This window comes from Kitasatospora sp. A2-31 (genome assembly GCF_022288725.1).
Classification (GTDB): domain Bacteria; phylum Actinomycetota; class Actinomycetes; order Streptomycetales; family Streptomycetaceae; genus Kitasatospora.
Genome location: NZ_JAKNTA010000004.1, coordinates 197,163 through 209,686, shown reverse-complemented (window position 1 = coordinate 209,686; position 12,524 = coordinate 197,163). Strand labels below are relative to the sequence as shown.

The window sequence follows — 12,524 nt, the reverse complement described above, 5'->3', positions numbered from 1 at the left end:
GCTTGTCCAGCAGCTCGTCGGCCATCGCCACGACCTTGGGGCGCATGGCCTCCGCCCGGCGGGGGGTGAAGGCGAAGCTGATCGCACGGCGCAGCGGGGTGTGCCGCGGCGGCTCGAGGTTGGCCAGGTGGTTGGAGTTCTCCGGCGGGGGCACCACCCGCTGTCCGGTCCGCTCGGCGATCAGCTTGTAGTGGTAGTGGATGTCGCGGCTCAGCCGGGGGTCGGCGAGCGCTTCCTTGGCCTCCTCGTAACGGGTCACCACCCAGGCCCGGCCGGCGCCGGGCAGCGGCACCTCGCAGACCGGTCCCTGCGAGCGGATGTACTCCAGGATCGGAAAGGGGTTCTGGGTGAACTCGTTGGTGAACATCCAGTACTTGGAAGGCTTGGGTGTCGCAGTCATGTGTCTCTCCTCGGTCAGGCCGACGGGGCGGCGATTGCGGGGCGCAGCAGTGCCGCCGGCCGGAAGGCCATCACCATGCGCTCGACCGACATCACCGGCTCCCCGGCGCAGCGGCTCTCACCCTCGAAGACCACCGAGTCGTCGAGCATGCGGTCGACCCTGACCAGGTGTTCGACCAGGTCACCGGGACGCACGGGGCGGTGGAAGCGGGCGGCGGTGACGCTGCCGAACAGCATGACCTGGCCGCGGGCGTCGGGTGCGGTGGCGGAAGCGAGCACACCGGCCGCTTGTCCCCAGGACTCGATCAGCAACGGCAGCGGGTAGACCGGGTCCTGGCCTGGGACCAGCCCGGCGTACCAGGGCTCGTTGTGGGTGACGGCCTTGGTCGCCGTTATCCGCTCCCCCGGCACCAGTTCCACTACGCGGTCCACCAGGAGCATCGGATAGCGGTGCGGCAGCAGGTCGACGACCGCCGGGGCCGGGTCGCCGGTCGGCGTCGACTCGACAGCGGTCATCGTGCCCCTCCATCGGTGGTGGCGAAGCGCAGGCGGATGGAGGCCGCCGGCCCGTTCCCGGTGGCGGCGGCCGCCCGGCACTGCCAGCCGTCCTCGGTCCGGCGCCAGGTGAGGTCGATGACGAGGGTGTCGCCGGGGTAGACGGCGCCGCTGAAACGGGCGGAGTCCACCGCGATCAGTTCGACCGGCTCAGGGGCGGTGACGCGGGCTCCCTGGTGGGCGCATTCGAGGACGCAGACGCCGGGGAAGATCGGGAAGTCCGGGTAGTGGCCGGCGAAGACCGGCTCCTCGGGGGTGATCACGATTCGCACACTGGCCCGCCCGTCGGTCGGCGGGGACACGACCTCGATCGGCCCGGCCACCGGGCTGATCGGCGGGTGCACGGCGGTGACGGCGGTGGTCATTCCGCCCCCAGGCGCAGCACCGCGCAGGCCAGGGCGCCGTCGCGGTCCACCGACGTGAGGACGACGGGCCGACCGGCGGCAGCCGGCTGCTCCGCGGCCGAGGACAGCAGGATGGCGATCTGGAACACCCCAGTGGCGGCAGAGACGTCGCCCAGGACACCGACCGCGGGTACCCGGGTGAGGGCCTCGTCGGCCTGGGCCCCGAGCACCGCGCGCAGCGCCGCGACCTCGGTCAGGCCGGCCGCGCCGGGGGCGTCGCTGGGCACGGCGGCCCACACTTCGTGCGGCGCCACGCCGGCGGCCTCCAGCGCGGAGTTGACGCAGCTGGCCATCAGGTCGTGATCGTCCACGCGGGCGGCGACGCGGGAGCGTACGGCGAGCACCTCGGCAAGCGCGCGACGCCCGGGGCTCACCGCGTCCGAGGGCTGGATCAGCAGCATCGCCGAGCCCTCGCCGATGTCGGTCGCGGGGGCCCCGGTGCCACGGCTGTGATGCTCGATCCAGTAGCGGGCCGCCGAGAACTCCTCCACCGCACCGCACAGCACGGAGTCGGCGCGGCCGGAGGCCAGCAGCCGGGTCGCGTAGTTCAGCGCGGCGAGGCTCGCGGTCCGGCCACCCGCCACGGTGGTGTTGGGGCCGCGCAGCCCGTGCCAGATCGCGCTCTGGCCGGCCGCGCAGTTCATGACCGCGTTCGGCATCAGCGCCGGGTCGACCTCAAACGGGCGGGTGCCCTCCAAGGAGCTGCGGGTGAAGTCCATCATGCTGGCGACGCTGCCGGTGGTGGTGCCCAGCACCAGCGCGGCCCGGTCACCGGTCTCGCGCTGCGGGTCGGCTTCCGGCTGGACCAGGAGCCCACGGACAGCCGAGATCGCCAGGCCGGTGACCCGGTCCATCGAGCGGGTGCCCTTCTTGCCGAGCACCTCGCGGACCTCGAAGCCCGGCACCAGGTGGGCGTTGCCCTCGGGCACCTGCCAGCGGGTGGTGTCCACGGTGGTCGCGGTAGAGCGGCCCGAACGCAGGCCCTCGGCGAGTGCCTCGGCGTCCAGGCCGTACGGGGATATCGCCGACCAGCCCGTGATCACCGGCCGGATCGCGGTGGAGGCGCTCACGCGTGCACCTTCTTCGGGGTGGAGAGGGCGGCGACGGTCGCCTCGTCCAGGGTCGCCATCCGCCAGGAGTTGGGCTCGTACTCGTGCAGGTAGCCGTGGGTGATGCGGCCGGTGGCGGTGTGGACCAGTTCCCCGCCGCGGATCACGTAGGTGTCCATCCGCGCGGTGTAGAGCAGCTCCTTGAAGACGTCCTCGATGGTGTAGACGGTATGGAGCTCCTCCTCCATCAGGGTTTCGTCCAGCAGCCGGATCTCGGACTGGGTGACCACCGGGATCCACCGCCGGGTGTCCAGCACGTGCTTGATCGGCAGGCCGCGCTCGGCCAGGAACAGGTCCTCGGCCTCCTCCATCACCCGCAGGAAGCCGGACATCTGCAGGCGCTCGTTGAAGTGGCAGTAGAAGTAGGGCACCCGCCAGCGCCAGCCGAAGGCGTTGTCCTCACCGATCAGCCGAGCCAGGACCGGGTCGGCGCCGACGGTGCCGCGGCCTTCGTTGAGGCTGCCGTACGGGCGCGGGGTGACACCGAGCTCCAGACGAGCCCCGGTGCCCAGACGCCGCACCGCGAACGGGCCGACCTCCTCCGGGTAGGGGCCGGAGGCCGGGACGTGCTCGTCGATGCGCAGCACGACCTTGACGGTGGAGGTCGCGGACTTCACGGACCTTCCGTCGCGCTCGACGAACTGGCTGACCTTGAAGCTGAGTTCGGTCGCGCCGGGCTTGGTGACAGGCACCACCTCGGCGGTCACCTCGTCGTCCAGGTCCAGCAGTTCGACCAGGCGGGACTTCAGTTCGACGATCTCGAAGCCGAGTCCGAACTCCTTGTACAGCCTCCCGACCGGCAGGCCCGCCTCACGGAAGTGGTGCAGCACGGCGGCTTCGGAGACGTAGTTGATGTGCTTGAAGCCAAGAGCGTGGCTGATGTTGTTGCCTTCGAAGCCTGGGCGGATCCGTGCGGTACTGGGGGCGCTCAACTTGTCCGCGGCGAGATCCCGGACGTCGGCCATCGCCGTCTCCTTCGTGGTGAGAGTTCGATTCGGTGTGGTTGTTACGGGCCGGTCAGACGGGGGCAGGGGTGTCGCCAGCGAGGCCGGACCGGATCAGGCTGCGATCGAGGAACGCGTGAACCAGGTCGGTGAACTGGCGAGGCTGTTCCAGCATCGGGAAGTGCCCGACGCCGGGCAGCAGGACGCTCTCGGCCCGCGGCAGCCGCGCCGTGAGCTGGTGGGCGTCGGAGGCGGGCGCGCTGGTGTCCAGCTCGGTGCCGACCACCAGGCACGGGGTGCTGATCAGGTGCACCGGCAGGGTGGGGGTGCGCAGGTACGCCTCGTAGAAGCGCAGCCAACCGTAGGGGCCGATCCACACGCAGAGCTTGCGGATGATGTCGGCCTGCAGAGCCGGCTCGATCGGCCGCGCCCCGCTCTGCAGGCGGATACCCTCGCTGACCGTCTGCGGGAAGTTGCCGACCATGGGCACGATCTCGTCCCAGTGGAAGTCCGCCGCTCGCTGCCGGTAGAAGGGGTTCACCAGCACGACGCCGGCCAGCCGTACCGGGTCGCCGGCCGCCTCCCGGCGGCAGAGCAGTTCGAGCAGTGGGAGGGTGGCGAAGGAGTGCGCGACGACCACGTCGGGCCCGCCGTCGACCGCGGCGAGGGCCTGCTCGATGTGACGGGCCGAGTCGGTCTCGTGCCGCCAACCGGCGATTCCGTCGCCGCTCCATGGCAGGTCCGGGGCGTGGATGCCAAGCCCCGGGCGCCAGTGGGAGGTTGCGGCCGACCACAGTCCCGCGTTGTTGCCGAGCCCGTGCAGCAGCAGCAGCCGGCTCATCGGCGTTCCTCGGGTACGCGGAGCGCCAGGCCGGTGGCGGCCGGGGCCGAGGGGCCGCCGAGCAGCGCGAGGACCGGCTCACGGCGGCCGGAGTCGGCCCATCCGACGGCTGCCGCCACCTGGAGCACGCCGAGCGCGCCCGAGCCCGCGCCCCAGCCGCCGAGGTCGATCCGCGCGACGGCGTCCGTCCCGGGCAGCGGGTCGGCGGCGATCACGGCGGCGGCCCCGGGCACGGCCTCGGTCAGCCGGCTCGCGCAGCTGCGCAGGTCGGCGGCCCGGACCAGGGGGCCGAGCAGCGCCCGCACCGGGGCGCCGGCCGCGGCACGACCGAGGACCACACCGGCGCCCCCGTCGACCACGCGGCCGTCGACCAGCGCCCGGGTGACCGGGTTGTCCGGCTCCACGCCGATGACCAGCATGTGGTCGGCCCGGCCGGAGCGCAGCAGCAGGGTGGCCCAGCGCACCGCGTCCAGGCCGGAGGTGACACCGTTGCAGAGGGTCAGGTTGGGTCCACGCAGCCCGTACCTGATCGCGATCTCGGAGGCCACGATGTTGCTGGAGGCGTTCGGGGTGTCCATCGGGCTGAGCCCGCTGGTGCTCTCCTTGGCGATGGTCTCGACGGCGCGGCAGACCGTGTCCGCGTTGCCCAGATTGGTGCTGACCACGACCCCTATCCGGTCGCCGGCGGCGGCCGGGCCCGTCCCGTCGAGCAGGCCGGCGTCGGTCAGCGCGGCTTGGGCCAGGCACAGGCCGAGCTGGGTGGCGCGGTCCTTGTAGCGCAACCCCTTGCGGCCGATCAGGGCGGCCGGATCGACCGGGTCGGCGTCGGGTGTGGGCTCCTCCAGCAGCGCACGGGGGTCGGTGAGGCCGGGCAGGAGCACACTCAGCCCGGTGACGGCCACGGTCATGCGGCACCTCCCACGATCGCGACGGCGTTGACGCCGCCGAAGCCGAAGCCGTTCACCTGGGCGAGGCCGACCGGCGCGGTCAACGGCGCGCCCGCCACCAGCCGTAGGCCGGCCCCCTCCGGCAGCGGGTCTTCCAGGCCCGCCATGTGGGGGATCCGACCGCGCTCGATCGCCGACAGGGCGACGACCAGGCTCAGCAGGGCGGCCGAGCCGGAGGTGTGGCCGGTCAGCCCCTTGATCCCGGTCATGGCCGGGGCGGAGCCTGCGAACACCTCGCCGAGCACGTCCGCCTCGGTACGGTCGTTGAGCAGGGTGCCGGTGGCGTGCAGCAGCACCAGGTCGATGTCCCGCGGGTCGATGCCGGCCGCCGCGTGGGCCTGACGGAGCGAGGCGCCCACCCCGATCGGATCGGGGGCCGTGGTGTGGTGGGCGTCGCAGTTGACCGCCACGGAGTGCAGCAGGCCGCGGACCGGCCGGTCCTGGTCGGGACGGCTGCGCAGCACCACGGCGGCGGCCCCCTCTCCCAGGATGGTGCCCTGGCGGTCGGCGTCGAACGGGCGCACCGCGGTCGGCGGGGTCAGTTGGATCCGGTCGGCCTGGCCGAACATGGACTCGGTGACCACGTCGCAGCCGGCCACGACGACGGTGTCGGTCTCCCCCTGGGCCAGCAGGTCCCACCCGAGCGCGAGCGCGTACAGCGAGGCCGAGCAGGCGTTGGCGAAGGTGTGGGTGTCCGTCGCACCGAACTCGCGGCGCAGCGCGGGACCGAAGTCGAGCTCGTCGGCGCTGAACGGAACGCCGTCGCGCCACCACAGTTCCAGCGAGCGCAGTTCGCGCAGCCCGGTGCCGACCAGGACCGGCGTGTCGCCGAGGTCCTCTGACAGGCCGGCGTCCCGCAGGGCCTGCCGGACGGCCTGGACCAGCAGTCGGGTGGCGCGGTGGGGTTCGTCGCCGCCCGCCGGACGGTCGTCGATCTCGAACAGCTGCTGCGCCTTGTAGCGGGATCGGTCGAAGCCGCCGAGCGGTCCGACGCCGCTGCGGCCGGCGCACAGCGCGTCGAAGATCTCCTGTGGGTCGCCGCCGATGCTCGCCACCGCGCCGACGCCGGTGATCGGGTAGCTCATGCCGCGCTGCCCACCCGGTCGTCGCGGAGCTCGGGCTCGTACTTGCCGAGCACGACGATCGCGTTGTTCCCACCGAAGGCCAGGCCGTTGTTCTGAACGACCCGCAGGTCCGCGTCGACCGCCTGGTTGGGCACGCAGTCGATGTCGCACTCCGGGTCGGTCTCGGTGTGGTTGATGGTCGGCGGGATGAAGCCGTGGGTGATGGCGAGGCCACAGGCGATAGCCCCCAGGGCGCTGGCAGCGCCCATGGTGTGGCCGAGCATCGACTTGAGCGAGATGGTGCGCGGCGTGGTGTCGCCGAAGACCTTGCGGATCGCGCCGGCCTCGGTGATGTCGTTCGCCTTGGTACCGGTGCCGTGAGCGGAGATCAGGTCGACCTCGTCCGGCTTGACGCCCGCGTTGCGCAGCGCGATCTCCATGCATTCGGCGACGCTGTCGCCGTTGGGTGCCACCTGGTGGTAGGCGTCGCAGTTGAGGCCGTAGCCGAGCACCTCGGCGTAGATCCGGGCGCCGCGGGCCAGGGCGGACTCCAGGCTCTCCAGCACCAGGACGCCGGCGCCCTCGCCGGTGAGGATGCCCTTGCGGTTGATGTCGAAGGGCTGGCAGCACTCGGGGGCGATGGTGCCCAGCCGGTAGAAGCCGGTGAAGGTCTTGCGGCACATCGCGTCGGCGCCACCGCACAGGGCGTACTGGACCTCGCCGTTGCGCACCGCGTCGAACCCGTAGCCGATCGCGTAGTTGCCGGCGGAGCAGGCCGTCGCGATGGTCATCGCCTCGACATCGGTGAGCTCCAGCTCCTGGGCGATGGCCGTGGACAGCCGGATCGCCGAGGTCCTGCGGACCACCTCTGGATCCATCCCCTCGGGACCGTAGGCGATCTCGGTGGCCACCAGCTGGTCCAGCTCGTAGGACTCGCCGTCGGTGGTGCCCACCGAGATCAGTCCGCGCCGGGCGGACAGCCAGTCGGAGTCCAGCCCGGCATCCTCCAGGGCCATCCGCGCCGCGCCGACCGCGAACCGGCTGGCCCGGCCCAGGGCCGATACGGGGGTACGGGTGATCCACTGCTCGGGGGAGAATTCGGTCACCTCACAGCCGTTGCCGTGGGCGAAGCCCTCCACATCGAACACCGAAATCGGGCTCACTCCGCTGCGACCCGCCCGCAGGCTCTCGGTGAACTCCGCCGCACCGATTCCGATACTGGACACGACACCGAATCCGGTGAGCACCACACGGCACTTTCCCGGCTCGGAACCGGGGGGTACTGAGGACACGTCGCTCCTCCGACTCAATGGAAATTGCGGGCCCGGCCACCGGCGCGGTCCCGAAGGGGAATTCCCGTCACCTCAGCAGGAGAGGAAACCGGACGTCGGTGGAAGGCCGCCGTGCGGGTCGGTACCGACCGAGCAGACGTCCTTCGCCATGAATTCCTTGCGCAGGAACTCCACAAGTCACCGCTTCGCCGACCCTAACCCCGACTCTCATCGGCCCTGAATGCCACTGCAACAAGCTGCCAACCGAGCGGGTGTCCGGCAGATTCCCCCAGGCAGCTTGATGCAGCACCCGTTGTCGGCGCACGGGGGCTCGCACAGGATTGCCGTTGCGCACGGACAGGACGGCAGGCAGGGCTGCCTCGATTTCGTCGCCGCCAAGCGGACGGACCGCGTCCGAAGAGCCTGGTCGGGGCCGTGCACTCCCGATCCGCCACAAGGCCTGAATTGGCGTGAACTATAGAACTAGGAGTGCCGCTATGAACCGCGCACTGGTGTGCCTGCCCTTCGCTGGGGGCGGCGCAGGCTTCTACCGGGCCTGGAAGGACCTCCCGGCAGGCAGCCCGAGCATCGTCCCGGTCCAGCTCCCGGGCCGGGAGGAACTGTTCATCGACCCGCCGTACGCCGACGCCGTCGAGGCCGGCACCCTCCTCGCCCCCAAGGTTGCCGAACTTGTGCGGGAGTACGACGAGTTCGCCCTGTTCGGGCACAGCCTCGGCGCGGTTCTCGCCTACGAGGTCGCCCGTAACCTGGACGAGGCCGGTGACGGCCGGCTCACCCACCTCTTCGTCAGTGGCTCGCCGGGCCCCTGGGACGGACGCGACGACCGCGCCACCGGACTCGCCGACGACGAGTTCGTGGCCCGGGTCGAGGAGTTCGCGGGTTACAAGCACGAAGCGCTCGCCGATCCCGACATGCGGGAGATCCTGCTGCCTCTGCTGCGTGCCGACGTCGAGATGCACGAGAACTACAAGCCCCTGTCAGACCGGCCGATCCGGATTCCGGTCACGTCGCTGCGCGGCGCCGACGACGCCCTGGTCTCCCGGGAGCACGCCCGGGAGTGGAGGTCGGTCACCTCGGCGGGCTTCCACTACCTGGAGGTTCCGGGCCAGCACATGTACCTGGTCGACTCCCCCGACACTGTTCTGGATGCCGTCATCCGGACCCTGGACTGAGAGGGGACGGACGATGCGACTCGAAGGCAAGACAGCCGTCATCACGGGTGCGGCCCGCGGACTCGGCCGGGCCTGCGCCACCCGCTTCGCCGAGGAGGGCGCCAGCCTCCTCCTGCTGGATGTCGGTCGGGACCTCGACGGCGTGCCTTACGCCCTGGGCTCGGACAGCCAGCTCCGGCACACGGCCGACCTCTGCCGCCGGCACGGCGTCCCGGTGGTCACCATGACCGCCGACGTCCGCAGCGGCACGGCGTGTGAGGAGGCGGTGGCTCAGGCACTCGACCGCTTCGGATCCGTGCAGGTCCTCGTCAACAACGCGGGCATCGCGGCACCTTCGGGCAAAGCGATCCACGACATCACCGAGGACGAGTGGCAGCTGATGATCGACATAGACCTCTCGGGGGCGTGGCGCATGATGCGGGCCGTCGCGCCGACGATGGTCGCCCGGCGTGAGGGCAGCATCATCAACGTCTCCTCCACCGCCGGCCTGGTCGGCTACCGCCACTTCGCCGGATACGTCGCCGCCAAGCACGGCCTGGTCGGACTCACCAAGGCGGCCGCGCTGGATTACGCGCCCCACCGGGTTCGGGTGAACGCCGTGTGCCCGGGTTCCGTGCGCGACGACGCCGTGGTCGAGGGCCGCATGCTCGCCGAGATCGCAAGGTCCTTGGACGTCTCGGTCGACGAGCACGAAGAGATCTTCGTCCAGGCCCAGCCGACGAACCGGCTCATCGAGCCGGAGGACGTCGCGGGAGCGGCGGTCTGGCTGGCCGGCGACGACTCCCGCCAGGTGACCGGTACCGCGGTCACGGTGGACGGCGGCTTCGTCGCCCGCTGAGCCGCCGTACCGGCGCCTCCCCGATCCCGATCAGTCCTTCGCTCTGCAGGAGTTCCCATGGCAACAGGCGTCCGCTACCGCGTGGCAATCCCGGCCGGTCCGGGGAGGCTGCAGATTGCCCAGGCCAGGGCCTGCCACAGCCTCACGGCACGGGCACGGCTCCCGATCACCCCCGAAGCGGTGCGCGACCACGCCCGCAAGGGCGCGGCCGACCACCCCGTGCTGGACTCGCTGCGGATCTGGCACGAGACCGTCCCGGCAGCCTGCGACGAGCCCGCCGCACAGGCCCGGACCCGGGCCGAGGCCGAACGGCCGCTGCAGCCCGGCGGATCGCTGCGAGCGGTCCTCCTGACCTACACCGATGGTGTCTGCGACCTGGTGCTGGTCGGGCGGCGCACCGAGCTCACCGGGCAGGAACTGCACGAGTTGGCCGCGCTCCTGCTGGACGGCGAGCGCTTCGTCCGGCGGCCCCGGGCCGCGGCCGCCACTCGGCCGTCGGCCGACCGGACCGCCCGTCCCGCACCGGAGTGGGGGCTGGGCGAGCCCTCCCGTGCCGGGCGGACCGGTTCGATGCCGGTGAAGTTGGGGCATCGGAACCCCTCGGACGCGCTGCTCGTCGGCGCGACCGCATTCGTACTCGCCCGGCACTCCTCCCTGGAGAGCACCGCGGTCGGGATCATCTCGGCGGCGGACACCACCGAGGAGCTGTCGGTGTGCGCCGCTCCCCTGGACGAGCAGCAGACCGTCCGCGACTACCTCGCGCAGTACCGGGGACCGTTCGGCGCCGAGCCGACCGGACCTACGGAGGTACCGGTCGTGGGGGTGGTGTTCGACGACGACCTTCCCGACACCCACTACCGGCCGTTCCTGGCACCCCCGCTGCCGATCGTCGTCCACTGGCGGCGTGCCGCCGACGGGGGCGTCCAGGGCACGCTCCACTACGACGAGGGCGACCTAGCGACCGAGATCGCTTCCGACTTCGCCGCCCACCTCCGCCACGTGGCCGACCAGATGGCCGACGGGCCGGACCGGCTGCTCGGCGACATCGACCTGATGCCCCATGCGGAGGCGCTGCGGGCGGTGGAGAACGGCCGCACCCCTGCGGTAGGCACTCCCGAGGCGACGGACCGGACCATCCACGGCCTCCTCGCGGAAATCGTGCGGAGCCGGCCCGAGGCCGTGGCCCTGGCCGACGGCGACGAGGAACTCAGCTACGCGCAGCTCGACCAGCGTGCGGAGCAGATGGCCCGTGGTCTGCTCGCCCTGGGCATCAGCCCCGGCAGCCTGGTCGCGGTGGCCCTCGATCGCACCGCGGAGCTGGTGGTGACGCTGCTGGGCGTGCTCAAGGCCGGCTGCGCCTACGTGCCGATGGACATCCGGTACCCGAACGATCGACTGCGCTACACCGTGGGCAACACCGGCACCACGACCGTCATCGGGGACGCAGCCTCGCTCCCGGAGTTCGACGGCGTCCGGGTGGTCTCCCCCGCGGAGTTGACCGCCCTCGCTCAGGACAACCCGGCACTGCCGCTACCTCAGGAGGAGGACGGGTCCTCCGCCGCATACGTCATCTACACATCCGGATCGACCGGTCGACCCAAGGGCGTCGTGGTCCCGCACCGCAATGTCGCGGCGCTGGTCACGGCGACGCGTGACGACTTCGGGCTGGGGCCGGCGGACGTGTGGACGTTCTTCCACTCCTACGCCTTCGACTTCTCCGTGTGGGAGATCTGGGGCTGTCTGCTCACCGGCGGCCGCATCGTGGTGGTCCCGTACTGGGTGACCCGCGACACCGAGCTGTTCTACGAGCTGGTCGCCGACCAGCGCGTGACCGTGCTCAACCAGACCCCGTCGGCGTTCGCGCAGTTCATCGAGGCCGACGGCCGGCTAGGCGGCGAACTCGCCCTGCGGCTGGTCGTGTTCGGCGGTGAGCCGCTGGATGTGGGCATGCTCGCGCCCTGGTTCGCCCGGCACTCCCCGAGCCGGTGCCGGCTGTCGAACATGTTCGGCATCACCGAGACCACCGTCCACGTCACCGAGCAGACCCTGAGCCCGGCCGATGTCCGGGTCCGCAGCCGGTCGGTGGGCCGGGCCATGCCCGGCTGGTCGCTGTCCGTGCGGGATCCCCGGGGCCGAGTGCTCCCGGCCGGCGCCCCGGGCGAGATCTACGTCGGCGGTGCGGGCGTGGCGCGGGGCTACCTCCACCAGCCCGAGCTGACCGCGGAGCGTTTCGTCCTCGACCCCTACGGCAGCGGGCGGCTCTACCGAACCGGGGACCTCGGCCGCATCCGCCCGGACGGCAGGCTAGACCACCTGGGCCGCATCGACAGTCAGGTGAAGATCCGCGGGCATCGCATCGAGCTCGACGAGATCCGCAACGTACTTCTCAGCCATCCGTCGGTGAGCGGGGCAGCCGTCGTCCTCCGCTGTGCGACCCCCGGAGACAGCGCGACGGCACGGATCGACGCCTACGTCGCTCTCCGGGCAGGGTCGGTGGCATCGGCCGCCGACCTGCTCACCCACGCGAGCGGGGTCCTGCCGGACTACATGATGCCGGCGACCGTCACCGTGATGGAGTCCATCCCCCTGACCATCAACGGCAAGGTGGACACCGCCGCGCTGCCCGAGCCGACACTCCGGGAGGAATCGACGTCCGCACCCGGCCGGGCACCGGCGGGCCGCTCCGACGCCCCGTCCGACCCGCTCGACGGGGAGATCCTCGCGCTGTGGAGTGAGGTGCTGAACACCGAGGTGGGCCCGGGGGACAACTTCTTCGAACACGGCGGGAACTCCCTGCTGGTCATCCGGCTGCTGCGGGAGATGCGGGACCGGGGTCTTCCCCGGGTCTCCACGCAGGACTTCTACCGCAACTCCGTTGCGATGCAATTCATTCAGCACGTCCGCGGCGTGCGGGGCTGAGCCGGCCACCACCCGGGCGAGGTAGCGGCGTCGTGAGAAC

At 71.5% G+C, this 12,524-nt stretch carries 11 protein-coding genes and 1 pseudogene; 3 read left to right on the top strand and 9 right to left on the bottom strand.

The annotated features are described in order from the left end of the window. The 9 genes and pseudogenes from MCM47_RS13175 to MCM47_RS13135 form a co-directional block, all read right to left on the bottom strand. Positions 1–400, bottom strand: a pseudogene (locus MCM47_RS13175) (cytochrome P450); the annotation flags it as partial. A 14-nt stretch (positions 401–414) separates the two neighbouring features. Further along, positions 415–915 (bottom strand): 3-hydroxyacyl-ACP dehydratase FabZ family protein, encoded by a 501-nt coding sequence (locus MCM47_RS13170; RefSeq protein ID WP_238861741.1) that lies wholly within the window; start codon positions 913–915, stop codon positions 415–417. Further along, complete coding sequence (locus tag MCM47_RS13165) at positions 912–1,319, bottom strand: 3-hydroxyacyl-ACP dehydratase FabZ family protein (protein ID WP_238861740.1); 408 nt, start codon at positions 1,317–1,319, stop codon at positions 912–914. Before MCM47_RS13165 ends, MCM47_RS13170 begins: the two co-directional genes overlap by 4 nt. Then, the gene (locus tag MCM47_RS13160) at positions 1,316–2,428 is read right to left on the bottom strand and encodes a beta-ketoacyl synthase N-terminal-like domain-containing protein (protein ID WP_238861739.1); all 1,113 of its coding nucleotides are present in this window, start codon (positions 2,426–2,428) and stop codon (positions 1,316–1,318) included. Before MCM47_RS13160 ends, MCM47_RS13165 begins: the two co-directional genes overlap by 4 nt. Next, positions 2,425–3,432 (bottom strand): thioesterase family protein, encoded by a 1,008-nt coding sequence (locus MCM47_RS13155; protein ID WP_238861738.1) that lies wholly within the window; start codon positions 3,430–3,432, stop codon positions 2,425–2,427. Before MCM47_RS13155 ends, MCM47_RS13160 begins: the two co-directional genes overlap by 4 nt. Positions 3,433–3,484: 52 nt before the next feature. Further along, positions 3,485–4,252: an alpha/beta fold hydrolase gene (locus MCM47_RS13150; RefSeq protein WP_238861737.1), complete on the bottom strand. Its 768-nt coding sequence runs from the start codon at positions 4,250–4,252 to the stop codon at positions 3,485–3,487. After that, the gene (locus MCM47_RS13145) at positions 4,249–5,160 is read right to left on the bottom strand and encodes a beta-ketoacyl synthase N-terminal-like domain-containing protein (protein ID WP_238861736.1); all 912 of its coding nucleotides are present in this window, start codon (positions 5,158–5,160) and stop codon (positions 4,249–4,251) included. Before MCM47_RS13145 ends, MCM47_RS13150 begins: the two co-directional genes overlap by 4 nt. After that, a complete protein-coding gene (locus MCM47_RS13140) occupies positions 5,157–6,284 on the bottom strand; it encodes a beta-ketoacyl synthase (protein WP_238861735.1) in 1,128 nt (375 codons plus the stop codon). Before MCM47_RS13140 ends, MCM47_RS13145 begins: the two co-directional genes overlap by 4 nt. After that, the gene (locus MCM47_RS13135) at positions 6,281–7,555 is read right to left on the bottom strand and encodes a beta-ketoacyl synthase (RefSeq protein ID WP_238861734.1); all 1,275 of its coding nucleotides are present in this window, start codon (positions 7,553–7,555) and stop codon (positions 6,281–6,283) included. The genes MCM47_RS13140 and MCM47_RS13135 overlap by 4 nt, the downstream gene beginning before the upstream one ends. Positions 7,556–8,031: 476 nt before the next feature. Between MCM47_RS13135 and MCM47_RS13130 the strand changes: the two genes are divergently transcribed. Genes MCM47_RS13130 through MCM47_RS13120 form a run of 3 tightly spaced genes read left to right on the top strand, consistent with a single transcriptional unit; the run spans position 8,032 to position 12,484 of the window. Further along, complete coding sequence (locus MCM47_RS13130) at positions 8,032–8,727, top strand: thioesterase II family protein (RefSeq protein WP_238861733.1); 696 nt, start codon at positions 8,032–8,034, stop codon at positions 8,725–8,727. A 13-nt stretch (positions 8,728–8,740) separates the two neighbouring features. After that, positions 8,741–9,565 carry an SDR family oxidoreductase gene (locus MCM47_RS13125; RefSeq protein ID WP_238861732.1) on the top strand — a complete coding sequence of 275 codons (825 nt, stop codon included), beginning with the start codon at positions 8,741–8,743 and terminating at the stop codon, positions 9,563–9,565. 57 nt (positions 9,566–9,622) lie between these two features. Continuing rightward, positions 9,623–12,484, top strand: a complete 2,862-nt coding sequence (locus tag MCM47_RS13120; protein ID WP_238861731.1) for an amino acid adenylation domain-containing protein — start codon at positions 9,623–9,625, stop codon at positions 12,482–12,484. Positions 12,485–12,524 lie beyond the last annotated feature (40 nt).